The sequence below is a fragment of the Curtobacterium sp. YC1 genome (genome assembly GCF_016267665.1).
In the GTDB taxonomy this organism is placed as follows: domain Bacteria; phylum Actinomycetota; class Actinomycetes; order Actinomycetales; family Microbacteriaceae; genus Curtobacterium.
In genome coordinates, this window is record NZ_CP066341.1 from 2,654,722 (window position 1) to 2,679,696 (window position 24,975).

At 72.9% G+C, this 24,975-nt stretch carries 24 protein-coding genes and 1 pseudogene; 18 read left to right on the plus strand and 7 right to left on the minus strand.

Features of this window, described 5'->3' with window-relative positions:
- The first annotated feature begins 17 nt into the window (after positions 1-17).
- Together hrpA and I8920_RS12480 are read left to right on the plus strand one after the other, a co-directional pair.
- Positions 18-3,869: an ATP-dependent RNA helicase HrpA gene (gene hrpA / locus I8920_RS12475; protein WP_198656634.1), complete on the plus strand. Its 3,852-nt coding sequence runs from the start codon at positions 18-20 to the stop codon at positions 3,867-3,869.
- 19 nt (positions 3,870-3,888) lie between these two features.
- A complete protein-coding gene (locus I8920_RS12480; RefSeq protein ID WP_198656635.1) occupies positions 3,889-4,257 on the plus strand; it encodes a VOC family protein in 369 nt (122 codons plus the stop codon).
- Here the strand turns inward: I8920_RS12480 and I8920_RS12485 are convergent.
- Positions 4,238-4,795, minus strand: coding sequence for a YbaK/EbsC family protein (locus I8920_RS12485; protein ID WP_198656636.1), 558 nt, complete (start codon positions 4,793-4,795; stop codon positions 4,238-4,240). The genes I8920_RS12480 and I8920_RS12485 overlap by 20 nt on opposite strands.
- A gap of 41 nt (positions 4,796-4,836) precedes the next feature.
- Here I8920_RS12485 and I8920_RS12490 point away from each other — a divergent pair, with 41 nt between their 5' ends.
- From I8920_RS12490 to I8920_RS12510, 6 genes and pseudogenes are all read left to right on the plus strand, one after another.
- Complete coding sequence (locus tag I8920_RS12490) at positions 4,837-5,490, plus strand: CatA-like O-acetyltransferase (RefSeq protein ID WP_198656637.1); 654 nt, start codon at positions 4,837-4,839, stop codon at positions 5,488-5,490.
- A gap of 32 nt (positions 5,491-5,522) precedes the next feature.
- Entirely contained in the window at positions 5,523-5,903 is a 381-nt protein-coding gene (locus I8920_RS12495; protein ID WP_198656638.1) for a VOC family protein, read from the plus strand.
- Positions 5,904-5,942: 39 nt separating this feature from the next.
- On the plus strand, positions 5,943-6,965 hold the full coding sequence (locus I8920_RS12500) for a Gfo/Idh/MocA family protein (RefSeq protein WP_198656639.1): 1,023 nt from the start codon (positions 5,943-5,945) through the stop codon (positions 6,963-6,965).
- 68 nt (positions 6,966-7,033) lie between these two features.
- Positions 7,034-7,216, plus strand: a pseudogene (locus tag I8920_RS16330) (Gfo/Idh/MocA family protein); the annotation flags it as partial.
- A gap of 106 nt (positions 7,217-7,322) precedes the next feature.
- Entirely contained in the window at positions 7,323-7,976 is a 654-nt protein-coding gene (locus I8920_RS16335; protein ID WP_332873163.1) for a Gfo/Idh/MocA family protein, read from the plus strand.
- Positions 7,977-8,018: 42 nt separating this feature from the next.
- Positions 8,019-9,032, plus strand: a complete 1,014-nt coding sequence (locus I8920_RS12510; RefSeq protein ID WP_198656640.1) for a LacI family DNA-binding transcriptional regulator — start codon at positions 8,019-8,021, stop codon at positions 9,030-9,032.
- 62 nt (positions 9,033-9,094) lie between these two features.
- Here I8920_RS12510 and I8920_RS12515 read toward each other — a convergent pair whose 3' ends face one another.
- On the minus strand, positions 9,095-9,895 hold the full coding sequence (locus I8920_RS12515) for an esterase/lipase family protein (protein WP_332873164.1): 801 nt from the start codon (positions 9,893-9,895) through the stop codon (positions 9,095-9,097).
- Positions 9,892-10,665 carry an alpha/beta fold hydrolase gene (locus I8920_RS12520; protein ID WP_198656641.1) on the minus strand — a complete coding sequence of 258 codons (774 nt, stop codon included), beginning with the start codon at positions 10,663-10,665 and terminating at the stop codon, positions 9,892-9,894. Before I8920_RS12520 ends, I8920_RS12515 begins: the two co-directional genes overlap by 4 nt.
- 119 nt (positions 10,666-10,784) lie before the next feature.
- Between I8920_RS12520 and I8920_RS12525 the strand changes: the two genes are divergently transcribed.
- Complete coding sequence (locus I8920_RS12525) at positions 10,785-11,333, plus strand: dihydrofolate reductase family protein (protein WP_198656642.1); 549 nt, start codon at positions 10,785-10,787, stop codon at positions 11,331-11,333.
- Positions 11,334-11,440: 107 nt separating this feature from the next.
- Positions 11,441-12,739, plus strand: coding sequence for an NAD(P)/FAD-dependent oxidoreductase (locus tag I8920_RS12530; protein WP_198656643.1), 1,299 nt, complete (start codon positions 11,441-11,443; stop codon positions 12,737-12,739).
- Between the two features lie 265 nt (positions 12,740-13,004).
- On the opposite strand, the gene I8920_RS12535 is transcribed toward I8920_RS12530, so the two are convergent.
- Positions 13,005-13,925, minus strand: coding sequence for an SDR family oxidoreductase (locus I8920_RS12535; RefSeq protein ID WP_198656644.1), 921 nt, complete (start codon positions 13,923-13,925; stop codon positions 13,005-13,007).
- Between the two features lie 94 nt (positions 13,926-14,019).
- Between I8920_RS12535 and I8920_RS12540 the strand changes: the two genes are divergently transcribed.
- The 3 genes from I8920_RS12540 to I8920_RS12550 all read left to right on the plus strand — a co-directional run bounded on the left by I8920_RS12540 (position 14,020) and on the right by I8920_RS12550 (position 17,196).
- Positions 14,020-14,592, plus strand: coding sequence for a TetR/AcrR family transcriptional regulator (locus I8920_RS12540; protein WP_198656645.1), 573 nt, complete (start codon positions 14,020-14,022; stop codon positions 14,590-14,592).
- A gap of 64 nt (positions 14,593-14,656) precedes the next feature.
- A complete protein-coding gene (locus I8920_RS12545; protein WP_198656646.1) occupies positions 14,657-15,847 on the plus strand; it encodes an acyltransferase family protein in 1,191 nt (396 codons plus the stop codon).
- 155 nt (positions 15,848-16,002) lie between these two features.
- Positions 16,003-17,196, plus strand: coding sequence for an FAD-dependent oxidoreductase (locus I8920_RS12550; protein WP_232832736.1), 1,194 nt, complete (start codon positions 16,003-16,005; stop codon positions 17,194-17,196).
- Positions 17,197-17,224: 28 nt separating this feature from the next.
- Here I8920_RS12550 and I8920_RS12555 read toward each other — a convergent pair whose 3' ends face one another.
- The 3 genes from I8920_RS12555 to I8920_RS12565 form a co-directional block, all read right to left on the minus strand.
- Positions 17,225-18,094, minus strand: a complete 870-nt coding sequence (locus tag I8920_RS12555) for a UbiA family prenyltransferase (protein ID WP_198656648.1) — start codon at positions 18,092-18,094, stop codon at positions 17,225-17,227.
- 64 nt (positions 18,095-18,158) lie between these two features.
- Positions 18,159-19,742: a long-chain-fatty-acid--CoA ligase gene (locus tag I8920_RS12560; protein WP_198656649.1), complete on the minus strand. Its 1,584-nt coding sequence runs from the start codon at positions 19,740-19,742 to the stop codon at positions 18,159-18,161.
- A gap of 58 nt (positions 19,743-19,800) precedes the next feature.
- On the minus strand, positions 19,801-20,733 hold the full coding sequence (locus I8920_RS12565) for a DMT family transporter (RefSeq protein WP_198656650.1): 933 nt from the start codon (positions 20,731-20,733) through the stop codon (positions 19,801-19,803).
- Positions 20,734-20,803: 70 nt separating this feature from the next.
- Between I8920_RS12565 and I8920_RS12570 the strand changes: the two genes are divergently transcribed.
- The 5 genes from I8920_RS12570 to I8920_RS12590 all read left to right on the plus strand — a co-directional run bounded on the left by I8920_RS12570 (position 20,804) and on the right by I8920_RS12590 (position 24,931).
- Positions 20,804-21,652, plus strand: a complete 849-nt coding sequence (locus I8920_RS12570) for a LysR family transcriptional regulator (protein ID WP_198656651.1) — start codon at positions 20,804-20,806, stop codon at positions 21,650-21,652.
- A gap of 78 nt (positions 21,653-21,730) precedes the next feature.
- Complete coding sequence (locus I8920_RS12575; protein ID WP_198656652.1) at positions 21,731-22,954, plus strand: sensor histidine kinase; 1,224 nt, start codon at positions 21,731-21,733, stop codon at positions 22,952-22,954.
- Positions 22,942-23,637 (plus strand): response regulator transcription factor, encoded by a 696-nt coding sequence (locus tag I8920_RS12580; protein ID WP_198656653.1) that lies wholly within the window; start codon positions 22,942-22,944, stop codon positions 23,635-23,637. The genes I8920_RS12575 and I8920_RS12580 overlap by 13 nt, the downstream gene beginning before the upstream one ends.
- 45 nt (positions 23,638-23,682) lie before the next feature.
- The gene (locus tag I8920_RS12585) at positions 23,683-24,495 is read left to right on the plus strand and encodes a fructosamine kinase family protein (RefSeq protein WP_198656654.1); all 813 of its coding nucleotides are present in this window, start codon (positions 23,683-23,685) and stop codon (positions 24,493-24,495) included.
- Positions 24,496-24,664: 169 nt separating this feature from the next.
- The gene (locus I8920_RS12590; RefSeq protein WP_198656655.1) at positions 24,665-24,931 is read left to right on the plus strand and encodes a hypothetical protein; all 267 of its coding nucleotides are present in this window, start codon (positions 24,665-24,667) and stop codon (positions 24,929-24,931) included.
- The last annotated feature ends 44 nt before the right edge of the window (positions 24,932-24,975 follow it).

The following is a 24,975-nucleotide window of genomic DNA, read 5'->3' on the forward strand; positions in this document are numbered from 1 at the left end:
TGTATCCTGGAATGCTCATGTCTCCCACGCTGCCCGCCATCACCTACCCGCCCGAGCTGCCGGTCTCACAGCGGCGGGACGACATCGCGGCCGCCATCCGGGACAACCAGGTGGTGATCGTCGCCGGCGCCACCGGTTCCGGCAAGACGACCCAGCTGCCCAAGATCTGCCTCGAGCTCGGGCGTGAGCACATCGGGCACACGCAGCCCCGTCGGATCGCGGCGCGCACGATCGCCGAGCGGGTGGCCGAGGAGCTCGGCGGCGGCGAGCTCGGCGGACTCGTCGGCTACCAGGTGCGCTTCACCGACAAGGTCAGCTCCGAGACCCGCGTGAAGCTGATGACCGACGGCATCCTGCTCAACGAGATCCACTTCGACCGCGACCTGAAGCGGTACGACACGATCATCATCGACGAGGCGCACGAGCGGTCGCTGACCATCGACTTCCTGCTCGGCTACCTCAAGCGACTGCTCCCCCGACGCCCCGACCTCAAGCTCATCATCACGAGTGCGACGATCGATCCGGAGTCCTTCTCGAAGCACTTCGGGGGCGCGCCGATCATCGAGGTGTCCGGCCGCACCTACCCGGTCGAGGTCCGGTACCGTCCGCTCGTCGCCGAGGACCAGGGCGACGACGCCGACGACGAGTCCGACTCCCGGACCGGCGACAGCGGGAACGCCGCCGACGACCGCGACACCCTGCAGGGGATCACCGACGCCCTCGACGAGCTGGCGCAGGAGGACCCGGGCGACGTCCTGGTGTTCCTGTCCGGCGAGAACGAGATCCGCGACGCGCAGGACGCCATCGAGGGCAAGCGCTACCCGGGCACCGAGGTCCTGCCGCTGTACGGGCGGTTGTCCGCCGCCGACCAGCACCGGGTCTTCGAGCGCCGCAGCACGCCGGGCATCCGCAGGCGTGTGGTCCTGGCGACCAACGTCGCCGAGACCTCGCTCACCGTGCCGGGGATCAAGTACGTCGTCGACACCGGCACGGCGCGCATCTCGCGGTACTCCCCGCGCGCCAAGGTGCAGCGCCTGCCGATCGAGGCGATCTCGCAGGCCAGTGCGAACCAGCGCTCCGGGCGCGCGGGACGCACCAGCGCCGGCATCGCCATCCGGCTCTACTCCGAGGACGACTTCGGCCGCCGCCCCGAGTACACCGACCCCGAGATCCTCCGCACGAACCTCGCCGCGGTGATCCTGCAGATGATCTCCCTCGGCTTCGGCGACATCGAGTCGTTCCCGTTCCTGCAGCCGCCGGACAGCCGGGGCGTGAAGGACGGCCTCGACCTGCTCCGCGAACTCCGTGCCGTCGACAAGGACGGCCGCATCACGAAGTCCGGGCGGCAGCTCACCCGGCTGCCCATCGACCCGCGACTCGGGCGGATGGTGCTCGAGGCCGGTCGGCAGGGCGTCGGGCGCGAGGTCGTGGCGATCGTCAGCGCCCTGAGCATCCAGGACCCGCGGGAGCGCCCCCTCGAGAAGCGCACCCACGCCGACCAGCTCCACGCCCGGTTCGCCGATCCCACGAGCGACTTCCTCACCCTGCTCAACCTCTGGAACCACCTCGAGGACAAGCAGGAGGAACTGTCGTCGAGCGCGTTCCGCCGGTTGTGCAAGGCGGAGTTCCTCAACCACCTGCGCATCCGCGAGTGGCAGGACCTGTACCGGCAGCTCTCCCGCGCCGCCAAGCAGGTCGACGTGCGGGTCGGGCAGTCCCGCTCCGACGACGGCGACGCCGTGCACCGGTCACTCCTGTCCGGGCTCCTCAGCCAGATCGGTCTGCGCGACCGCGAGAAGCGCGACTACCTCGGTTCCCGCAACACCCGGTTCGTGGTGTTCCCGGGCAGCGTCCTGGCCAAGAAGCAGCCCGACGCCGTGATGGCCGCCGAACTCGTCGAGACGAGCCGGCTGTTCGCGCGGACGGTGGGCCGCATCGACCCCGCGTGGGTGGAGCCGCTCGCCGGCGACCTGCTCAAGCGCACCTACGGTGAGCCGCACTGGGAGAAGAAGCAGGGCGCCGTCGTCGCCTACGAGCGGGTGACCCTGTTCGGCGTCCCGATCGTGGAGCGCCGCCGCGTGCAGTACAAGCGCGTCGACCCCGAGCACTCCCGCGAGCTCTTCATCCGGCACGCCCTCGTCGAGGGCGAGTGGGACTCGCAGCAGGCGTTCGACCGCGACAACCGTCGACTCCGGCGCGAACTCGAACAGCTCGAGGAACGCACACGCCGCCGCGACATCCTGTTCGACGACGAGCGCGTCTTCGACTTCTACGACGCCCGCATCCCGGCGGACATCACGACGACCCGCGACTTCGAGGGCTGGTGGCGAGCCACCCGTCGTGAGCAGCCGGACCTGCTCACCATGCGCCGGTCGGACCTGCTGGACGAGGACGCGGCAGAGGCGGCGCAGGACCAGCAGGAGTACCCGACCCAGTGGCGGAGCGGCGACCAGCGGCTGGCGATCAAGTACCGCTTCGAGCCGGGCGCCCAGGACGACGGCGTCAGCGTGCAGGTGCCCCTCGCGCTCCTCCCCCGCATGCGCGAAGAGGGGTTCGACTGGCAGGTCCGCGGGCTGCGCAAGGAGCTCGTCACCGCGCTCATCAAGTCGCTGCCGAAGCAGATCCGCAAGAACGTCGTGCCCGCCGCCGACTGGGCCGAGAAGATCGTCGCCGAGCTGCCCGACGATGCCCCGACCGAGCCGACCGAGTCGTTCCGCGCCACCCTCGCCAAGGCGATCCAGCGCATGACCTACGTCCCGGTCACCGAGTCCGACTTCGACCTGTCCCGCGTCCCCGCGCACCTGCTGCCGACGTGGGCCGTGGTCGACGAGCGCGGCCGCCGGGTCGAGACCGGCAAGGACCTGTCGGCCCTGCAGACCAAGCTCAAGGACCGGACCCGGCAGAGCGTCGCCTCCGCGACGACGAAGGGCGCGGGCCGGCCAGGAGGCGCGGCTCGCGTCGCGTCCGCCGGCGTCGGTCGTCCCCTGGAGCAGTCCGGCCTCAGCGCCTGGCCCGACCAGGACCTGCCGCAGACCCTCGACACCAGGCAGGCGGGCGGCGTCATCCGCGCGTACCCGTCCCTGGTCGAGGAGGGCTCTGGTCCGAAGGCGACCGTCGGCGTGCATCTCCTCGCCACCCCGTCGGACCGGGCGGTGACGATGCCGGCCGGAGTGCGTCGCCTGGTGATGCACGCGGTGCCCTCCCCCGTGTCGTACATCCAGTCGCACCTGACCGCGCAGGAGAAGCTCGCGCTCGCCGCCAGCCCGTACCCGTCGACCGCCGCCCTGTTCGACGACGTCCTGGCCGCCGTGGTCGATTCGGGCATCCGCCGCGCCCACCCCGACGGTCTGGTCTTCACGAAGGCCGAGTTCGAGTCCGTCCGCGACGCCGTGTCGGCCACCGTCGTCGACACGATGTTCACCGCGGTGTCCGAGGTCGCAGCGGTCCTGGCCGCCCAACGGTCGGCCGAGCGTGCACTGAAGCAGGCGAACTCCATGTCCCTGCTCGCCGCGCTGACGGACATGCGCCAGCAGACGGAGCGCCTCGTGTTCCCCGGGTTCGTCGCCGTGGCGGGACTCGATCGACTCCGCCGCATCCGCGTGTACCTGCAAGGCATCGAGGCACGCGTGCAGAAGCTCCTGCAGAACCCCGGGCGCGACGCCACCTGGATGCGCGAGGTCACCGTGGCGACCGACCGCTACACCGATGCCGGCGGCACCTTCCCGCCCGCGGTCGGGGCGCACCCGGAGCTCGTGCACGCACGGTGGATGCTCGAGGAGTTCCGGCTCAGCCTGTTCGCGCAGGAGCTCGGGACCGCCGAGACCGTCTCGCTGCAGCGGATCACGAAGGCCCTGGCGGCGGCTCGCTGATCGGTCTACCGTATCGGCCATGATCGGCACACTCGACGTCGTCGTCCTGGACTGCTCGGACACCCGCGCCCTCGCCCGCTTCTACGCCGAGCTGCTCGGCGGCGAGATCGTCGGCTTCGACGAGGACTGGGCCGAGATCGCCCTCCCGTTCACCGACCACCGTCCGATCCTGGCGTTCCAGCAGGTCGACGACTACCGCGCACCGGAGTGGCCGGGCCAGACCGTGCCGCAGCAGAGCCACCTCGACGTCAAGGTCGACGACCTCGATGACGGCGAGGCCGCGGTGCTGGCGATCGGAGCGACGGCCACGGGATCGGGGACGGACACGTTCCGCGTCTACCTCGACCCGGCCGGGCACCCGTTCTGCCTCATCCGGCCGTCGGACTGACCGCCTCGGTCGCCAGGCCCTCGACGACCGTCACGTTCGGCAGGGCCGTGAGCGCCCGCCCGGGGAGGAACAGCTTGGCGGCACGCCGCCCGGCCCCGATGACGACCTCGGGTGCGTCGAGCACACGCGCGTCGATGTAGAGCGGCCACGACGACGGCAGTCCGATCGGGGTGATGCCGCCGTACTCCATGCCGGTCAGTTCAACGGCCTGGTCCATCGGGGCGAAGCTCGCCTTGCGCACGTCGAGCAGCTGCTTCACGACGCGGTTGACGTCGAGCTTGGTCGATGCCAGGACGACGCACGCGGCGTAGCGGAGCTCGTCGCCCCGCTTGCCGGCGACGACGATGCAGTTCGCGCCGCCCGCCAGCGGGTAGCCGTAGGCCTCCGAGAAGGCGGCAGTGTCGGCCAGGTCGGCGTCGATCGGCGCGCCCTCGATCGTCGAGAGCACGTCGCTGGGCAGCGCGACCAGGGCTTCGGCGACGGGGATGGCGAGGAAGCCGGTGGCGACCAGGGCAGGAACACGTTCGAGCGTCGGCATGGCTCCACCGTAGGCAAGCGATCCCGCACGAGGGTGGAGCCATGACCGAACTCCGGGCGATCGACGTCGACCAGTGGGCCCGTCGGGAACACTTCGAGCACTACCGGCGCCGGGTGCCGTGCGCGTACGAGGTGACCGTCGAGCTCGACGTCACCGCCTTCGTCGAGCGCGTCCGCGCGACCGGCCGGCGGACGTACCCGTCGCAGCTCTGGGCCATCGCGACCGTGGTGAACCGGCACGACGAGTTCCGCATGCAGCTGCTGGACGACGGCTCGCCCGCCGTGTGGGACCGCGTCCACCCGATGTTCACCGTGTTCCACCCGGACACCGAGACGTTCTCCGCCCTCGTCGTGCCCTACGACGACGACTTCGGCGCGTTCCACGACGCCGCGGTGTCGACGATGGCGGAGCACCGCGACGACACCCGGATGTTCCCGCAGGACGACCGACCCCGGAACGTGTTCGACGTCTCGACCCTGCCGCGGGCGTCCTTCACCGGGTTCTCGTTGCAGGTGCGCGACGGCTGGGACCACCTGCTGCCGATCATCACGCTCGGCGGGTACCGGACCGCCGGCGAACGGACGCTGCTGCCGCTGGCGTTGCACGTCAACCACGCCGCCGCCGACGGCTTCCACACGACCCGGCTGCTCGGCGAGCTCGACGAGCTGTTCGCCGACCCGTCGTGGCTCGGTTGACCGCAGGGTCGCGTGCGAGTAGAACGGCGCGCATGACGAACGCCGTGGTGCACGTCGAACTCATCGGCCCCGATCCGGATCGGCTCCGGGCCTTCTACGCCGCGCTCTTCGGGTGGGACTCCCCCGCGGGCGCTCCGGTCGCCGCAGCCGTCTCGGACCGGTCCTCGTACTCGTTCCTCGACCCGGCGCCGGGTGCCGGACCGGTCGCAGGCGGCATCGGCGGCGGCCCGGGGTTCACCGCCCACGCGGTCTTCTACGTCGGCGTCGAGGACGTCGCTGCGGCGCTCGAGCGCGTCGAGGAGCTCGGCGGCAGCGTCGTCCTGCCGCCGCAGCGCAACGAGGGCGGCGGTGTGACGGTCGGGCACTTCCACGACCCGGCGGGCAACCTGGTCGGCGTGGCAGGGCCCCGCTGACCCGCCCCGCCGTCCCACCGCATCTCCTACGCTGAACCCATGACGTCGCAGTCGACACCGGGCCCTCGCAGACGCATCGGGCTCGTCGGCGCGGGTGGGATCTCCGTCGCGCACCTGCCCGGGCTGCTCCGCCTGGGCGATGTCGTGGTGCACTCGCACGACGGTACGCACGAGCTCGCCGCCGCGTTCGCCGACACCGCACTGGCCCAGGGCAGCACGATCACCGTGGCGGACAGCCTCGACGACCTCCTCGCCGCGGTCGACGTCGTCGACGTGGTGGTCCCGACGCACGCCCATGCCGAGGTCGTGCGGGCGGCGATCGCGGCCGGCAAGGACGTCGTCTGCGAGAAGCCCCTGGCCCGCACCGACGCGGACGCGGCGGACCTGGCCGCCCGCGCTGCGGACGCAGGCGTGCAGCTCTTCCCGGCCCAGGTGGTGCGCTGGTTCCCCGCATACGCGCGCCTGCACGAGGCCGCGACCACGGGCCTCCTGGGCGACCTGGCGGTGTTGCGGTTCTCGCGGTCCGGCGCCTTCCCTGCCCACGTCCCGTGGTTCGGCGACCGCGCACTGTCCGGCGGGATCGTGATGGACCAGATGATCCACGACCTCGACATCGCGCGCTGGGTGGCCGGCGAGGTGACACGGGTGTCGGCGGTGAGCGTGCGAGCGGGGTCCGAGGCCGAGCCGGTCGAGGCCGCGCACGTCCTGCTCACGCACGCATCCGGCGCGATCAGTCACGTGGCCGGGCTGTGGGGGCCGCAGCACCTCGCGTTCACGACGGAGTACTCGGTGACGGGGACGCTCGGCAGCCTGTCGCACTCCTCACGAGCCGAGGAGGACACCCGGAGCGATCTCGCGGCACCGGCCTCCGTCGACGGCTTCCTGCCGTCGGTGGACCCGGCGGACGATCCGTACGCGCTGGAGCTCGCCGACTTCCTGGCGGCGTTCGACGGCGGGACGCCGCCCCGGGTCACCGCAGCAGACGGTGTCGCCGCGGTGCGGATCGCGAACGCGGCCATCGCGTCCATCGAGTCCGGCCAGCCGGTGGAGCTGGGGTCGTGACGCTCCGGGTCGGGGTGCTCTCGTTCGCCCACACGCACGCCATCAGCTACCTCGGCGCCCTGGTGGCGATGCCCGACGTCGAGGTGCGCGGGACGGATCCAGGCGCGGTCTCGACGGGGACGGGACTCGGCGACCTGCGCGGAGCCGAGCTGGCCCACGCGCTCGGAGCCGGGTACGCGGACTCCGTCGACGACCTGCTCGCCTGGGGCCCGGACGCCGTCGTCGTGACGAGCGAGAACGCCCGGCACCGCGAGTTCGTGGAGCTCGCCGCGGCGGCCGGGGCGCACGTGCTCTGCGAGAAGCCGCTCGCGTGGGCTCGCCATCCGCGATGCGGTGGACCGCGCCGGGGTACGGCTGATGATGGCGTTCCCGGTGCGCTTCGCCTCGGCATTCGACCGGCTACGGGCGACGCGGGACTCGGGCGCACTCGGCACGGTGTTCTCGGTGCGGGGCGCGAACAACGGCATGCTCCCGCTCGCCCGTGACTGGTTCACCGACGTCCGGCTGAGCGGCGGCGGCGCGCTCGTCGACCACGTCGTGCACGTCGCCGACCTGGTCGACGGGCTGACCGGAGCGACTCCGGTGGCCGTCACGGCCGTCGCGAACCGGGTGCTGCACGCCGACCGGGCGAACGCCGAGACCGCCGGCCTGGTGACCGTCACCTACGACGACGGCATGGTCGCGGCGATCGACTGCTCGTGGAGCCGGCCGGACACGTCACCGGTGTGGGGCGGGCTGACGCTCGACGTCGCAGGCACCGGAGGCACGGTGTCGGTGGACTTCTTCGGCGCGGCTGCTCGTGGGCTCGACGCGGTGAGCGGTCGGCCGATCGAGCTGCGGTACGGGCCGGACCACGACCTGCCGATGCTCCGGACGTTCCTGGCGGCCGTGCGGTCCGGCGAGCAGCCACAGCCGGACGTCCACGTGGGGCTGCGGACGCTGTCGATCGTGCTCGCCGCGCAGGAGTCGGTCCGGACGGGCAGGACGGTGCCGGTGCCGCTCGCGGGCTGAGCCCCCGCCCGCGACGCCCTGCCCCGCGCTACGCTCGACTCGATGCGCGCGACCGTGCGGGACGTGGCGGCCCTGGCCGGGGTGTCGCCGAAGACCGTCTCCAACGTCATCAACGGCGGGGTGGTCGTGCGCCCGGAGACCAGGGAGCGTGTCGAGCAGGCGGTCGCCGAACTCGACTACGTGCCGAACCTGTCGGCACGCGGCCTGCGGAACGGGCGGTCCGGCGCGATCGCCTTGACCCTGCCGGAGATGGGCAGCGCGTACTCCGCCGAGCTCGCGCAGTCCTTCGTCGAGCTCGCCCGCGAACGCGGCTGGGTGGTGCAGCTCGAGCAGACCGGCAACGACCCCGCCCGCGAACGCGAACTGGTGTCCCGCGCCCGCGCCCACCTGGTGGACGGGCTCATCCTCAACCCGGTGTCCCTGAGCGCGAGTGTCCTGGCCGGAGCCGAGGGACTGCCCCCGACGGTCGTCATCGGCGAGGTCGAACCGGAGCACGTCGATCAGGTGCACGTCGACAGCCGCGCGGCGGCACAGCAGGTCACCGCGCACCTGATCGCCCGCGGGCACCGGCGCATCGCGGTCGTCGGGGCGTCGCTGCCGGACGCGGCGACCGCGACGAGCGAACTGCGCGAGCGCGGGTACGGCGCAGCGCTGGCGGCGGCGGGCATCGCGCTCGACCCCGCGCTGCGCGTCCCGCTGCCGGCGTGGACGACCAGTGCCGCCGCGACGACCTTCGCCGCCTGGCTCGACGAGCACCCGCTGCCCGACGCCGTGTTCGCGTTCACCGACTCGATCGCGTTCGGGGTGCTGCACGTCCTCGCCGCACGCGGTGTCCGTGTGCCGGAGCAGGTGAGCGTCGTCGGGTTCGACGACGTCGACGCGGCCGCCTACGCGATCCCGTCGCTCAGCACGGTGTCGTTCGACCGTCGGGCGTTCGCCACCGCCGCCCTCGACCTGCTGACCCGGCGCATCGCGGACCGGACGGCGCCACCCGAGACCGTCGTGGTGCCGCACCGCATCGTCGAGCGCGCGAGCGTCGCCGACCGCGCGCGCTGACGCTGCCGCGCCGTTTCGCGCTGACCGACACCTCACGCGGTCGCGCGCCCACGAAGTGTCGCTCAGCGCGAAAGACCGCCGGCCGGTCCAGCCGGTTCGCCGCCGGGCCCGCCGCCGCCCGGGTCCGCGGCCGCCAGCACCGCGGACCGCGTCCGCGCATCGCCGAGGATCCGGAAGTGCCCGCCGACCGGCAGCCGCACGTTCGTCGCCCCGGCGAGCTCGCTGCCCTCCGGGATGAGCGTGTCGAAGACGCCGTACACCGACGTGATCCGCGCGTTGGCGCCGAGTTCCCGCGCGAGCCCTGCCAGCACCGGGTCGGCCGCCCGGAAGGCACGCAGGTGCGGCACCGGCGCGAGCCGCGCGTACACCGAGCCGGCGAAGGGCGTCGACACCGCTACCATCCGATCGATGCGCCCGTCGGCGTCGAGCTGGCTCATCGCGTACTTGCCGATCAACCCGCCCTTGCTGTGTGCGAGGACCAGGACGTTCCGTAGGTCGTGCTCGTGCAGGTACGCCACGACGTCGCGCGCCGACGCCGGCACCGGCCGCAGGTTGTGCCGGAGCACGGGCAGCACGTGCACCGGGTGACCGCGGTCGTGCAGGGCGTCCATCAGCGGGCGCATGAAGTGCCAGGTCTCGTAGACCCCGGGGATCACGACGACGGGCTGACCGCTGCCGGTCCGGTAGTCGTCGGCGGTGGTCGGGCCCAGGCTCCGCACCTGCCAGCGGGCGGCGTACGCCCAGTCGAGTGCGGCCCACCACGCCCGACGCACCAGCGGCACACGGCCCGGGTCCACGCCGCCCGCACCGGACGGACGCTCCAGCGGTGGTCCGGCCGCGCCGGCGGGGAGCGACCCGGTCACGGTGACGCCTGCGGGGTGTGAGCGCGGTCGAAGGCGTCGACGAGCCGGGCGAACGTCTCCGGCTGACGCTCCTGCACGTGGTGCGGGCCGGCCAGCTCGACGAAGGTGCCGTCGGGCGCCGCCGCGGCGACGCGCTCGGACCACTCGCGCCGTGCGATCGGGTCCCGGTCGCCGCGGACGACGAGCACCGGCTGCGCGACCTTGGCGACGGTGTCCTCGGTGCGGTAGCGGAGCATGGGGCGGAGCTCGTGCAGGTACTGCCGCATGCTCCGCAGGTAGTCGGTCACGAGCACGGCGTTCATCCGGACGCGTTCGACCAGTCCGTCGCGTGCCAGGTCGAACGCCTGCTGCCGGAGGGTCCGACGACCGGCCGCGATGACCGGTCCGACCATGACCACCGAACGCACCACCGACGGGTGCCGGCGGGCCGACTCGACCACGACCTGCGACCCCATCGACTGACCGACGAGCACCAGGTCGTCGTGGCCCCGCGACCGGACGGCACGCACCACCAGGTCGCCGAGTTCCTCGATCGACAGTCGCCGTCCAGCAGCGGGCAGCCACCCGAAGCCGGGCAGGTCGACGCTGACGGTGCGGTGCGTGGTGGCGAGGGCACGCTGCGACCGGGCGAAGGACCGGTGCGACATCCCGATGCCGTGCACCAGCACGACGGTCGGACTGCCGTCCTGGCCGAGCCGCCCGGCCGGTGCGGCGGAGTACAGGCGCACCGGCAGGCCATCGATCCGGACGGTCTCCACCTTGGCGCGCACGAACCGAGGCTACGCGGCGCTCCGCAGCACGACGTCAGCATGCCGCGCCCCAGCGCAGCAACGGCACATCCGCACCACGAGAGCACCACGACCGCACCACCCGCGGGTACGATCCCGACATGCGGAAGACCACTGCCGGTCTGTTCACGTCGGTCGACGGCGTCGTGCAGGACCCCTACGAGTTCCAGTACGACAGCTTCGACGACGAGCTCGGCGCGGCGATGGGCGCATGGATGGCCCGGACCGACACCGTGCTGCTCGGCCGCACGAGCTACCTCGAGTGGTCCGAGTGGTGGCCCGCCCACGCCGACGACCCGTTCGGCCAGTGGATCAACCCGATCGAGAAGCACGTGGCCTCGACCACCCTCGGCGACGACCTGGCGTGGCAGAACAGCACCCGGATCCGCGGCGACGTCCCCACGTTCGTCCGCGAGCTGCAGCAGCGCGACGGCGCCGACATCGCCGTGTGCGGGAGCGTCACGCTCGTCCGCAGCCTGTTGTTCGCCGGGGTGCTCGACGAGCTCCAGCTGATGATCCACCCCGCGATCGCGGGCTCCGGCCGGCGGCTCTTCGAGCCGACGGACCCGGCCACGCGGCTGCGGCTGGTCGACAGCACCGTGACGAGCCGGGGGAACGTGCTGAACACCTACGGGCGGTTCGCGGACTGACGGAGGCGATCCGGGCCTCCCGGCCGGCGCTGTGCAGGTGGACGGCGGCGTCCCGTGATCGGCGTACCCTTCTGGGTGGCCCAGACCGCACGAACCCGGAGCTCACCATGCCGCAGGACACCCGCCCGCACGTCGTCATCGTCGGCGGTGGATTCGCCGGTGTCGCAGCCATGCGCGAACTCGCCGACGCACCGGTGCGGGTGACCCTGGTCGACCGCCACGTCTACAACATGTTCCAGCCGCTCATGTACCAGGTCGCGACCGGTGGCCTGAACGCGGGTGACGTGACCTACTTCCTGCGCTCGCTGCGGGCACGGCAGGCCAACGCCGAGTTCCGCCACGGCCTGCTCACCGGCATCCGCACCGACGAGCGCATCGCCGAGATGTCCGACGGCGAGCACCTGCACTACGACTACCTGATCCTCGCCAACGGCGTGAACACGAGCTACTTCGGTACCCCGGGGGCGTACGAGTACGCGTACTCGATGTACTCCCGCTCGCAGGCGCTCCGCATCCGCGACGAGCTGTTCACCCGCCTCGAGGAGGCGGCGGCGAACCAGGGCCCCGACGAGATCCGGATCGTCATCGTCGGCGGTGGAGCGACCGGCGTCGAGATGGCCGGGGCGCTCGCCGAGCTCCGCGACCAGGCACTCGTCGGCGCCTACCCCGAGATCGAGCGCGGCAACATCTCGATCACCCTCGTGCACCGCAGCGGCGAACTGCTCAAGCCCTTCGCCCCGCGCCTGCGCCGCTACGCCGCCAAGGTCCTGCGCAAGCGCGGCGTCGTGCTCCGGCTGAACACGGGCGTCGCCGAGGTCAAGCCCGACGGCGTCGTGACGGCGGACGGCGAGTTCATCCCGGCGTCGCAGGTGGTCTGGGCGACCGGTGTCGCCGCGCACAAGGAGGTCGCCGGCTGGGGCCTGCCGCAGACCTCCGGCGGTCGCATCCAGGTGAACGACGACCTGAGCGTGAAGGGTGCGGAGCGCATCTTCTCGGCCGGTGACATCGCCGCGCAGGACGACGCCCTCGCCCAGCTCGCACAGCCCGCGCTGCAGGGCGGCAAGCACGTCGCCGCGCAGGTCAAGCGACTGGTGGCGGGCAAGGCCACCGAGCGCTTCAAGTACTTCGACAAGGGCACGATGGCGACGATCGGCACGAACGCCGCGGTCGCCCAGCTGCGCGGCGGGATCACGATGGTCGGGCCGGTCGCCTGGCTCGCGTGGGTGTTCGTGCACATCACGAGCCTGCTCGGCTCCGGCAACCGGATGTCGACCCTGACCCACTTCTTCGTGCGCTACGTGTGGTTCATGCGGAAGCGCTCGATCCCGATCGTCGGGGACGTCCGTCCGGTGCGACCGAACGGCGACCGCGAGCCGGAGCCGTGGCAGATGCAGAAGGCCGAGTAGCGGCTGCGCTGCGCAGGAACGGTCGGGTCCGCACGTCGGACCCGACCGTTCCTGCGTTGCGGGTGGGTGCGGTGGGCGCGGGGCGCGCCGGCCGGGAGGCCCGGGGCGGGGCCGCCACGGGCCTCCCGTCCGGCGGGTGGTGGCGCAGGCGGGGTGTCCTGCCCGTCACCGACGCGGCACGACGATGTCGCTGTCGTACGACGGCGACATCGTCGTCCCGCACCCGGCGCGGGGTCCCACCTGCGCACAGGACGACGGACGACCGTCAGCGGCGGCGCTCCCCCGCGCTCCCCGCCGTCGTGTACGCACCGGCGGCGATGTCCTCGAACAGGGTGGGGCCGGTCGGCTCCCAGCCGAGGAGTCCGCGCGTCGCGTCCGAGCTGCCCGACATCTCCATGCCCCAGAACGTCGCGATGAACCCGAAGTGCGCGGGTGCGTCCGCGGGGTCGATCGACGTGACGGGCAGCCCGAGCGCGGCACCGATGGCCTCGGCGATCGCCCGCGTGGACAGGCCGGACTCGGCGACCGCGTGCAGCCTGGCGCCGGCCGGGGCCTGCTCGAGCCCGAGTCGCACCAGGCGTGCGGCATCAGTGACGTGCACGGCGGCCCAGCGGTTCGTGCCCTCGCCGACGTAGCCGGAAACGCCGTGCTGTCGGGCGACCTCGGTCAGGTACGCGATGAACCCGTGGTCCCCCGTGCCGTGCGTGGTGGGGCTGAACCGTGCGGCGACGGTGCGGACACCCTGCTCGACGAAGTCGAACCCGCGGTTCTCGCTCCCGCCCCGAGCGCTGTCGGGGCCGGTGAACGGCGACGGGTCCTGCTCGGTCGCAGCACGGTCCGGCGCGAGTGCCGCGATGCCGGAGGCCAGGACGAACGGCCGCCCGGACCCGACGAGCGCCGACCCGATCGTCTCGACGACCGCCCGCTCGGTGGCGTTCGTCGCCGCGGCGTTCGCCCAGTCGTGCTTGTTGGCCAGGTGCAGGACACCCTCGGCCTCGTCGGCGCCGCGGCGGATGGTGTCGAGGTCGTCCAGGTCGCCACGGAGGACGGTCACGCCCTTCGACCCGAGTGCGGCGGCCGAGGCGTCGGAGCGGGCCAGCCCGGTCACGGTGTGTCCGGCGGCGAGGAGGTCGTCGACGGTGTGGGAGCCGATCCAGCCGGAGGCCCCGGTGACGAAGACGTGCATGTGCGTTCCTTTCACGTGGTCCACGACGGTGATGTCATGGACTGACGTCACCGTAGCACTCGATGTCAGTCGCTGTCATCAGTAGACTGCGGACATGGTTCGTTGGCAACCCGGCACCCGAGAACGACTGCAGGCCGTCGCCCTGCAGCGCTTCGCGTCGCACGGCTACGACCAGACCACCGTCGCCGAGATCGCCGCAGCCGCCGAGGTCACCGAGCGGACGTTCTTCCGGCACTTCGCCGACAAGGCCGAGGTGCTGTTCGCGGGACAGGACGGGTTCCTCGCGATGTTCACCGACCCGATCGTGGCCGCTCCCGAGGGCACACCGCCGTTCGACCTGGTCCGTCTCGCGCTCGACGCCAGCGCCGCGTTCTTCCCCGAGGAGCGGCGGGCGTGGTCCCGCGCGCGGCAGGAGATCATCGACGGGAACGCGGCACTCGGCGAGCGGGAGCTCGGCAAGCTCGCCACCCTGAAAGCTCGCCTCGGCGAGGTCCTGCGCGGCCGCGCGGTGCCCGAGCCGGTCGCGACGATGGCCGCCGAGACCGCCGTCACCGTGTTCCACCTGTCGTTCGCCCGGTGGATCGCCGCCGACGAGGACCGGCCCTTCGCCGAGATCGCGCACGAGCGGGTCGACGCCCTGACGAACCTGGTGCACCCCGCTCGTTGAGACGGCTCTTACCCGCGAGGAGCAGCCTGGGTCCACACGATCCGAGCACCGCGGGGAAGGGGCCATGGCCACGACCACGCTGACACACGCGCAGCCGCAGCACCGGCCGCAGCTCCGCACCGCCACCACCACGGGACGCGCAGACCACGCGTCGCCGGCTACACCGCCCCCGCTGACGCACCGCGCGCCGGCGCTCGACGGCCTGCGCACCGTGGCCATCCTGGCCGTCGTGCTGTACCACCTGCACGTGCCGCAGTTCGAGGGCGGCTTCACCGGCGTGACGGTGTTCTTCGTGCTGTCCGGGTTCCTCATCACCACGCTGCTGCTCGGTGAACGACGGCGGACCGGACGCGTGCGCCTCGGGTCGTTCTGGGTGAAGCGCCTGCTGCGCCTGTACCCGGCGCTGCTCGCGTTCGTCGTCGTCGGGCTCCTGCTCTGGAACTGGGTCGGCGACTACAAGGGGGCGTCGTTCTCGGCGGGTGAGGCGGCGTTCATCGCGCTGACCTACACGGGCAACCTGTTCCGCGCGTTCTGGGACACCACGCAGGGCGTCTTCGCGCACACGTGGAGCCTGTCGATGGAGGAGCAGTTCTACCTGGTGTGGCCGCCCGTCCTGGTGCTGCTGGCGGCGCTCCGGGTCCGGCGGCGCTGGCTCCTGACCGGGCTCGGCGTGCTGGTCGTGGGCGCCTCCGCGCTGTCGTGGGCGAGCTACCGCACGCCGAGCGGCGGTGCCACCCCGGACGTCTACTTCTCGCCGGTGCTGGGCGTCGTGCCGCTCGCGATCGGCTGCGCCCTGGCGCTGCTGCTGGACGACGAGCGGGTGCGGGTCCTCGCCGCGGGTGTGCTGGGGCGCGTGGCCACCTGGCTCGGCCTCGGGTTGCTGGTGGGGGTGCTGCTCTGGATCGACGACGACTGGACCCGGCACGCGTCGACGTTCGGCGTCGTGCTGCCGCTGACCGGGCTCGTGTCCGCGGTCCTGATCGGCGGGCTGGTCTCGGTCCGCTCCCCCGTGTCCGCCGTGCTCGCGTGGACGCCGGTGTCGTGGTTCGGCCGCCGGGTGTCGTACTCGGCGTACCTGTGGCACCCGCTCGTCATCGCGCTGCTCGGCACCTTCGCGATCGGGCCGTGGGGCACGGTCGGGCTGGTCGCGGCCGTGCTGGTCGTGTCCGTCGGAGCGGCGTACGCCGTCGAGGTGCCGGTCGAACGGTTCCGTGCCCGGGCCCGAGCGGCACGCTCCGCGCAGCGCACCGAGTGAGCAGACGACGCCGGGTCGACCGACCGCACCCGTCGTCTCCTGCTCACTCGATGCCTCGCGGCTCGTTGAGCGCCACGCGGCTCGGCGCCACGCGGCTCGGTACCACGCGACACTCACTGAGTGCCACGACGCCCGCCGACCGTAGGCTCACCGGAGTGCACACGGAACGGACGGACGTCCTGGTCGTCGGTGGCGGCCCGGTGGGGCTGTTCCTGGCGGCACTGCTCGCCGAACGCGGGATCGACGTCCGGGTCTGGGAACGCCGCACCGATCCGCCCGTCGGTTCACGTGCCATCGGCATCCACCCGCCGTCGCTCGACGCCTTCGCCGCGATCGGCCTGGACACCGCCGTCCTGGCCGAGTCCACCCTCGTCCGTGCCGGTGTGGCCCGCAGCCGCGGCCGGACCCTCGGCACCCTGACGTTCGACCGGGCGTCGACGACCCACCCCTACGTCGCCACGCTCGACCAGCACCGCACCGAGACCCTGCTGCGCGAGCGGCTCAAGGCGTCCGTCCCCGGCGCGCTGCGCCCCGGCACCGCACTGACCGGGCTGACGCGTGACCCCGACCACGTGGAGGCGAGCGGCACCGGCCCGGACGGCGCACCCGTCGCGCTCCGGGCCGCCTTCGTGGTGGGTGCCGACGGCGCACGCAGCGTCGTCCGCGACCTGCTCGGCATCGGCACGACCGGCCGCGACTACCCGGACCGCTACGTCATGGGCGACTTCGCCGACCCCGAGCACGCCTCGGCCCGGTCGGAGGCACTCGTCGACGTCGGCCCGGACGGCGTGGTGGAGTCGTTCCCCCTGCCGGGTGCACGCCGACGGTACGTCGCCCTGGTGCCGGACGACGCCGGGTTCGCCGCGGCCGAGGGCACCGCGACGAGCGAGCCCGACCCCACGGTCGCACACCGCCTGGCCGCACTCGTCGCCGCCCGCACCGGGGTCTCACCCGACCCGGCGAGCTGCACCATGCTGAGCGGGTTCCGCGTGCGTCGACGCCAGGCGGACCGGGTCGGCAGCGGCCGGGTCGTGCTCGTCGGGGACGCCGCGCACGAGATCAGCCCGATCGGGGGGCAGGGCATGAACCTCGGGTGGCTCGACGCCGCCGAGCTCGCCCCGCTGCTCGCCGGCGCGGTCCGGACCGGCGTCGCCGGCCCCTGGCCCGGCTACGCGGCACGACGACAGGGCGCGGCCCGCCGCGCCGCACGCCAGGCCGAGGTGAACATGGCGATGGGCCGTCCGCTCGGCCCCGTCACGGCGACCGGCCGGGAGGCGCTGCTCCGGACCGCCCTGGCCCTGCCGACCGCGCACGGCCTGGCCCGCCTCTACGCGATGCGCTGGGCCTGACGGCGCACGTCGAGCGGGTGGCCGGATCTCACGCGACCAGGCGCGCGCCGGCGAAGCCGAGCTCGACGACGAGCACGAGCGACGAGGCGATGACCAAGCGGAACAGGGTGCGCGACGCCCGCCCGGCCAGCACGAGCCGGACCCCGACGACCGCGAGCACCAGCACCACGACGGCACCGAGGACCGCGAGCACGACCCCGGCCCCGCGCACCGGGTCGTCGCCGAGCACCTGCCCGCCGAGCACCAGGGCGGCAGCGACCACGAGCGAGGCGAACGCGACGAAGCCGGCGCCGCGGAGCCCGAGTCGGTGCGGGAACCCGCGGACCCCGGTCGCGGCGTCGTCGACCAGGTCGGGCAGCACGTTGGTGCAGTGGATGGCGACACCGAACACCGCACCGGTGGCGATCGCCCACCACGCTGGCCACTGCCCCTGGGCCCCTGCGGACACGGACACCACGGGCAGCAGACCGAAGGCCACGACGAACGGCACCACCGACCACACCGTGCGCTTGAGACCGGCGTCGTAGGCCCAGCCGGCGGCGACCAGCACCAGGTGCGCGACGGCGGCCACCGGTCCGAGGAACACCGACAGCACCACGGCGGCACCGGCGGTCACGAACGCCGCGGTCCGGACGGTGCCGACCGGCACGAGTCCGCGTGCGACCGGCTTGTCGCTCCGTCCGACGGCGCGGTCCCGGTCGGCGTCGATCCAGTCGTTCGCCAGGCCGATCGACAGCTGCCCGGCGACGACCGTCAGTGCCACCATCATGACGAGCCACACCGGGTGCCCGACGGCGGCGGCGATCACCGCGGCCAGGACGGTGACGGTGACCGTGGGACCCGGGTGCGACGAGGCGAACAGCAGGCGTGCGGTGGAGGGCCTGCGGGTGTCGTTCACCCCGTCAGCGTACGGATGCACCCCTGCACGGTCCGGTCAGCGGTCGGTGGTCAGCGGTCAGCCGTCAGCGGACCGCCGACGCCTCGGCCCCGAAGCGCTCGACGAGTTCGCGCTTGAGCACCTTGCCGCTCGGGCCGAGGGGCAGTGCCTCGAGCACGTGCACGACGCGCGGGTACTTGTAGGCGGCGATCTCCGCGGCGACGAAGTCGACGAGCACCTGCGGCTCGACCACCGCGCCGGACCGCAGCACCACGGCCGCCGCGACCTCTTGCCCGTGCACCTCGTGCGGCACGCCGAACACGGCTGCCATCGCGACGTCGGGGTGGGTGGCGAGGACCTCCTCCACCTGCCGCGGGTACACGTTGTAGCCGTTGCGGATGATCATGTCCTTGGTGCGGTCGACGATCGTCAGGTACCCGTCGTCGTCCTTCGTCCCGAGGTCGCCCGTGCGGAACCAACCGTCCACGATCGCCGCCGCGGTGTCCTCGGGACGATCGAGGTACCCGTTCATCAGGTTGTGCCCGCGGATCACGAGTTCACCGATCTCGCCGTGCGGCAGCATCACGATCGCGTCGTGGGTCTCCGGGTCGGCGATCTCGACGTCGACGCCCCACACCGGCGTGCCGATCGTGCCGGGGCGTGGCGCTCGCCCGACGTGGTTGAAGGTCGCCACCGGTGAGGTCTCGGTCAGGCCGTACCCCTCGTGGATCGGCGCGTCGAAGACCTGCTCGAAGCGTTCGAGCACCGCGAGCGGGAGCGACGCACCACCCGAGATCGCGTAGCGCAGGGTCGGTCGGGCCTCGGAGCGCGTGGCCGCGTCGAGCAATGCCATGTACATCGTCGGCACGCCCATGAAGATCCCGCAGTCGTGCTCGACCATCGCGGCGAGCGCCGAGTCGCCGTCGAACTTCGGCAGCATGACGAGGGTCGCGCCGACCCGGAACCCGGTGTTCATCGTGCAGGTCTGCCCGAAGGTGTGGAACAGCGGCAGCGCGCCGAGCAGGACGTCCCCGCGGTGCATGTCGAACGTGGTCATGAGGTTGGTGTTGACCTGTTCGAGCAGCGAGAAGTGCGACCCCTCGGCGCCCTTGGGCTGGCCGGTGGTCCCGCTCGTGTACAGGATCGTCGCGGTGTCGAACGGGTGCCGCGGCACGTAGGTGTCGAGCGGTTCGCTCTGCGCCGCCAGGGCCTCGAGCCGGTCGGGGCCGACCGCGGACCCGTCGTCGGTCGTCGGCGCGAGCACGGTCACGACGTCGACCCCGGCCAGTTCGGCCCCGGCAGCCCCCTCGCCGAGCAGCGGTGCCGCGCAGACGAGCAGGGTGGCACCACTGTCCCGCAGGACGTACTCGATCTCGCGGCGCTTCAGCAGTGCGTGCACGGGCACGGCGACCGCGCCGAGCGCGAGCGTGGCGTAGTAGACGCGGGGGAAGTCGGCGACGTTCGGGACGAGCATCGCGACCTTCGCGCCCTCGGTGACACCCCGGGCACGGAGCGCCCCGGCGTACGCGAGGGTCTGCGACCACAGCTCGGCGTAGGTGGTCCGCTGGTCGCCGACGATCACGGCGACGTCGTCCGGGTACCGCGATGCGGACTCGGCGAGGATCGCGGCGACCGAGGCGGTCGCGCGGGTGTCGTGGCTGTCGGTCATGCCGGTCTCCGTGTCTCCTCGACGACGTCATCGTCGCCGTCGTCGTCGTGCGCCGATCCTACGACGCGGCGCGGGACGCCGTCCGGGCTGCCGTGTCCCCCGTCCTGGTGCGCCGACGGACCAGCACCCCGGACGCCAGGGCGATCCCGAGCAGCACGACGAGACCGCCGACGGGCTCGTTCCACCGCACCCGCTCCCCCAGGACGAGCACGCCGAGCGCCACCCCGACGACCGGCGTCAGGTAGGTGACGGTGGAGGCGCGTCCGGCGCCCCACGCCTGCACCAGCCGCGTGTTCCACGCGTAGGCCAGCCCCGTGCCGACGCACCCCAGCGCGACCATCGCGCCCACGATCCTCCCGTCCAGCTGCACCGGACCGGTCGCGATGACGGGGGCGACCAGCAGGAGCATCCCGGAGGCCAGCGTCAGCTGGACCGTCGCCAGCGTCACAGGGTCGTACGCGCTCGCCACGGCGACGCGGCGCAGGTAGGCGAGCCCGATGCCGTAGGACGCCGTCATGCCGAGCAGCGCGACCTGGCCCGGCACGCTCGCGAGCACGGCGGGGTCGGTCAGCACGTCCCACGGGCCGACGAGCACGAGCACCCCGACGATGCCGAGCACGATCCCGACGACCTGTCGGCCGCGCAACCGCTCGGACGGCACGAGCACCGCGAGGGCGGCCAGCGTCATGATCGGGGTCGTCGCGTTGTAGATGCTCGCGAGCCCCGACGGCACGGTCTGCTCGGCCCACGCCATGAGCGACGACGGCAGGGCGTTGAGGAACACGGCGACGACCGCCAGGTGCGCCCACACGCGCGGCTCCCGCGGCCAGCGGCGTCGGGTCGCGAGCAGCAGGACGACGAGCGTCACGCCACCCAGGACCGTGCGCACGGTGGCGACCTGCTGCGGGGCCATCCCGTCGAGTCCGATCTTCGCGAACAGGAAGCTCGAACCCCAGGTGAGGGCGACGAGGACGTAGAGGAGGGCGTTCACGAGGTACAGTCTCGGCAACCGCACGTCATGTGGCGAACGCATGTCGTTCATGGACCCATGAGGAGGACGCATGGCCGTCTCGCTCCAGCAACTGCGCGCGTTCGTCGCTACGGTCGACGCCGGCTCCTTCACGGCCGCGGCCGCCACCCTGGGCGTCGGGCAGTCCGCGGTGTCCCACGCCGTCGCCGGGCTCGAACGCGAGGTCGGCGGCCCCGTGGTGCTCCGTGGCACGGTCGCCGCCGCCACACCGCTCGGCGACCGCATGCTGGCCCACGCCCGCAGCGTGCTCGCCTCGGTCGACGCCCTGGAGGCGGTGGTCCGGCCCGCCTCGGCGCGCGGCACCGTGCGCCTCGCCGCCGTCCCCACCGTCTGCCAGGGCCTGCTGCCACGGCTCCGCGAGGTGTGGGCGGTGACCCTGCCGGACGTCGACGTGCAGGTCTACGAGGGGGACGACGACGAGATGCCGGAGTGGCTCGAGGCCGGCACCGTCGACGCCGCCGTGCTCGTCGACCCGTCACCGGTCCCCGACGGGGGCGTGGTCGTGGCGCGGGACGAGATGGCCGCCGTGATCCGCCGTGACCACCCCCTCGCCGAGCTGCCCGCACTCACCCTCGACGACCTGCACGAGGACGGCCTGGTCGCAGGCGGCGGCGGGTGCGAGTACCAGGTCCAGAAGCTCCACGAACTCGACGGTCGCCCGTTCCGCTACGCCCACCGTGTGCGGGAGATGAGCACGATGTTCGGCATGATCCAGCGGGGCGAGGGGGTCTCGATCGTGCCGACCCTGGGCCGCGGGATGCTGCCGCCGGACCTCGTGATGGTGCCGATGGCCCGACGGCTCGAGCGGACCCTGGTGCTGAGCGGACCGTCGTCGCGCGCGTGGCACCCGTTGGCGACCGCCCTGGTCGACGCGGTCTGAGGCGCCGGCGGCTCCGCCCTCCGGCAGCTCCGACCTTCGGCGGATCCGCCCGGCCCTGCTGCTCCCTAGGCTCGGAGCATGACCTCGACCGCGCTCCCCGCCGTCCCCCTCGGCCAGCGTGTGTGGGCGCAGACGTGGCGCGTGATCGTCGCGACGCTGACCGGCCTGGTCACCTTCGCGCTCGTGTGGCCGACGATGGACACGCACGGCTGGAGCGACCTGCGCATCGGCGCCCTGCTCCTGGCCGACGTCAGCGCCGGACTGGTCGCCCTCGTCCTCCTGCCGTTCCGGCACCGCGCACCGCTCGTCATCACGGTCGTCATCGTCGCCATCAGCTCGGTGTCGACGCTGGCGGTCGGCGCGGCCGCGATCGCGTTGGTGTCGCTCGCCACGCGGCGGCGGGCCGTCGAACTCGCCGTCGCCGGCGCGGTGATGCTCGGCGCCACGATGCTCTACGACGTCGTCCTGGCGCCCGACGAGACCATGCCGCTCTGGCAGATCGTGGTCGCCGGTGTCGTCGGCATCGCGCTCCTCATCGCGATCGGCATCGGGATCGGCCAGCGCCGGGCACTGCTGCTGTCGCTCCGTGAGCGGGCCGCGCTGCTCGAACGCGACCAACAGCAGCGCGAGGACCGGGCGCGCGAGCAGGAACGCGCCCACATCGCCCGCGAGATGCACGACGTGCTCGGCCACCGACTGTCGCTGGTCGCCCTGCACGCCGGCGCGCTCGAGTACCGCGGTCGGGGGCTCTCCCCCGACGAGACCGCCGCAGCGGCCGCGGTCGTCCGGTCCGAGGCGCACACGGCGCTGACCGACCTGCGGGACGTGCTCGGGGTCCTGCGCGACCCCGGGGAACCGGGCACCGACGAGGTCACCGGCACCGCGCCTCCGCAGCCGACGCTCGTCGACCTGCCCGCCCTGGTCGCCGCGGCCCGCGCCGCCGGCACGACGATCCACACCCGGGTCGACCCGCGGATCGACGCGGGCTCGGTGGAGGTCCCCACCGCCATCGGTCGGCACGGCTACCGGATCGTGCAGGAGGCGCTGACGAACGCCCGCCGGCACGCGACCGGACAGCCCGTCGACGTCGTGGTCGAGGTCCTCGACGGTCCCGCACTCCGGGTGCTCGTCACGAACGGCGTGCCGGACGGACCACCGCCACGGCCCGGTGCGGGAGCCGTCGCCGGACACGGGCTGCAGGGCCTGGCCGAGCGCGCCCGGCTGGTCGGCGGGACCTTCCGCGCCGGTGTCGACGCCGACCGCGTGCACGTCGTCGAGGCGGTGCTCCCGTGGACGGTGTGACCGCCCCCGTGCGCGTCGTACTGGTCGACGACGACCAGCTCGTGCGCGTCGGTCTCCGGCTCCTGCTGAGCGGTGACGACGGCATCGAGGTGGTGGGTGAGGCCGGCGACGGCCTCGAGGCCGAGGGCGTCATCGCCACCACCGCACCCGACGTGGTGCTCATGGACATCCGGATGCCCCGCTGCGACGGGCTCGTCGCGACCGAGCGGGAGCTGCGCCGCCGACCGGACCTGGCCGTGCTCGTGCTGACGACCTTCGAGGGCGACGACCTCGTCCTCGGGGCGCTGCAGGCCGGTGCCCGGGGCTTCCTGCTCAAGGACACCCCGCCGCACGAACTCGTGCAGGCCGTGCGGTCGGTCGCCGCGGGCCGGTCCATCCTGTCGCCGTCGGTGCTGGACCGCGTGATCGCGTTCGCGGCCCGCCCGGGCGGCGCACGTGCGACGGAGCACGACGACGGCGCGGAAGAGCGCCGGCTGCTCGGGTTGCTCACCGAGCGGGAGACCGAGGTCGCGCTCGCCGTGGCCAACGGTGCGTCGAACGCGCAGATCGCCGCGCAGCTGTACGTCGGCCTGGCGACCGTGAAGACGCACGTCGGACACGTGTACGAGAAGTTCGGCGTCGACAACCGGGTGCAGCTGGCCCTGGTGGTGCACGCGGCACGGCGCGGACGATCGACCGGGTGACCGCGCGCTGAACGCCGCGGCGGGGTCGGTCGGCAGGATGGACCGATGGCCGAGACGCACGTGAAGACCTTCACCACCGCGGACGAAGCGGCAGCCGAAGCGGCCGGGCTCACCTGGCTCGCCGAGGCCGAGGACGCCGGCGGCACCCGCATCGCCCGCGTGCTCGGGCGTCCGAGCCCGACCGTGCTCGACCTCGAGCGGATCTCCGACGGCTCCCCCACCGCCGCCCAGGCCGAACGGTTCGGTCGATCCCTCGCGCACACGCACGCGGCCGGTGCCGACCACTGGGGCGCGCCGCCCGCCGGGTGGACCCGCGGTGCGGCGCTGCGGATGGGGCGGTCGCGCACCCCGTTCGTCGACGCCGCGCACGCCCCGTCGACGTGGGGCGAGTTCTTCGCCGAGTACCGCATCCGCGACTTCGTCCGCCGCATCGTGGACGCCGGTGGGTTCGACCGCGACCAGGCGGCCGTGTTCGACCGGGTCGCGGACCGCGTGCAGGACGGCACGCTCGGATCACCGCAGCCGGCACTGGTCGGCGACCGGCCCGCGCGGCTGCACGGCGACCTGTGGGCGGGCAACGTGCTGTGGCCTGTGGACACGTCCGAGCCGACCGGTGCCGTGCTCATCGACCCGATCGCGCACGGCGGGCACGCGGAGACCGACCTGGCGCTGCTCGGGCTGTTCGGGCTGCCCCGGTTGGAGATGGTGCTCGCCGCCTACGACCGGGAGTCACGCCTGGCCGACGGGTGGCAGGAGCGCGTCGAGCTCCACCAGCTCGCACCGCTGCTGCTGCACGTGTTCCTGTTCGGCGGTTCGTACACCGGCGCGGCACTGCAGGCCGCCCAGCGGTACGTCTGACCTGAGGTCCTGAGCGGCGCTGCGTGCGCGCTCCCGGCACTGCGCGGGCGCGCGCTGCCATGGAGTGAGCAGAAGACGTCGAGTGGCCTGGCCGTACTCGACGTCTTCTGCTCACCGAGTGGACGCCGGGTGCAGACTGGTGCGAGGACACCGGATGCGGAGGCCCGTGATGAACGCGTACGACAAGCTCCCGGGCCGCCCGGACCCCGCCGACCTGGTCGTCGAGGTCCCGGCCTTCGAGGACGACCGACCGCAACCCGAACCCGCACCGCCCGCCGCAGCGCCGGAACTCGTGGCCGCGACCGAGTTCGCGCGTTCGTCGCACGCACCGCCCACGATCCGTCGGACGCAGATGCGGGCGGGTGCGTGGATCGCGGGCGTCCCGATCGCAGCGCTCGTGATCGTCGCGGTCGTGCAGATCCTGTTGCCTCGCTGACCGAGAGGGCCGCGGAACGACTGCGGGGACCGTGAGCACGGAGC

Coding starts and splice junctions, on each gene's coding strand:
- I8920_RS12485 (WP_198656636.1), bottom strand. CDS start 4,795: ATGCCGACGCTCGAACGTGTTCCTGCCCTGGTCGCCACCGGCTTCCTC.
- I8920_RS12530 (WP_198656643.1), top strand. CDS start 11,441: ATGCCGCAGGACACCCGCCCGCACGTCGTCATCGTCGGCGGTGGATTC.
- I8920_RS16335 (WP_332873163.1), top strand. CDS start 7,323: ATGATGGCGTTCCCGGTGCGCTTCGCCTCGGCATTCGACCGGCTACGG.
- I8920_RS12480 (WP_198656635.1), top strand. CDS start 3,889: ATGATCGGCACACTCGACGTCGTCGTCCTGGACTGCTCGGACACCCGC.
- I8920_RS12560 (WP_198656649.1), bottom strand. CDS start 19,742: ATGACCGACAGCCACGACACCCGCGCGACCGCCTCGGTCGCCGCGATC.
- I8920_RS12540 (WP_198656645.1), top strand. CDS start 14,020: ATGGTTCGTTGGCAACCCGGCACCCGAGAACGACTGCAGGCCGTCGCC.
- I8920_RS12500 (WP_198656639.1), top strand. CDS start 5,943: ATGACGTCGCAGTCGACACCGGGCCCTCGCAGACGCATCGGGCTCGTC.
- I8920_RS12495 (WP_198656638.1), top strand. CDS start 5,523: ATGACGAACGCCGTGGTGCACGTCGAACTCATCGGCCCCGATCCGGAT.
- I8920_RS12585 (WP_198656654.1), top strand. CDS start 23,683: ATGGCCGAGACGCACGTGAAGACCTTCACCACCGCGGACGAAGCGGCA.
- hrpA (WP_198656634.1), top strand. CDS start 18: ATGTCTCCCACGCTGCCCGCCATCACCTACCCGCCCGAGCTGCCGGTC.
- I8920_RS12525 (WP_198656642.1), top strand. CDS start 10,785: ATGCGGAAGACCACTGCCGGTCTGTTCACGTCGGTCGACGGCGTCGTG.
- I8920_RS12570 (WP_198656651.1), top strand. CDS start 20,804: ATGGCCGTCTCGCTCCAGCAACTGCGCGCGTTCGTCGCTACGGTCGAC.
- I8920_RS12575 (WP_198656652.1), top strand. CDS start 21,731: ATGACCTCGACCGCGCTCCCCGCCGTCCCCCTCGGCCAGCGTGTGTGG.
- I8920_RS12510 (WP_198656640.1), top strand. CDS start 8,019: ATGCGCGCGACCGTGCGGGACGTGGCGGCCCTGGCCGGGGTGTCGCCG.
- I8920_RS12545 (WP_198656646.1), top strand. CDS start 14,657: ATGGCCACGACCACGCTGACACACGCGCAGCCGCAGCACCGGCCGCAG.
- I8920_RS12535 (WP_198656644.1), bottom strand. CDS start 13,925: ATGCACGTCTTCGTCACCGGGGCCTCCGGCTGGATCGGCTCCCACACC.
- I8920_RS12490 (WP_198656637.1), top strand. CDS start 4,837: ATGACCGAACTCCGGGCGATCGACGTCGACCAGTGGGCCCGTCGGGAA.
- I8920_RS12590 (WP_198656655.1), top strand. CDS start 24,665: ATGAACGCGTACGACAAGCTCCCGGGCCGCCCGGACCCCGCCGACCTG.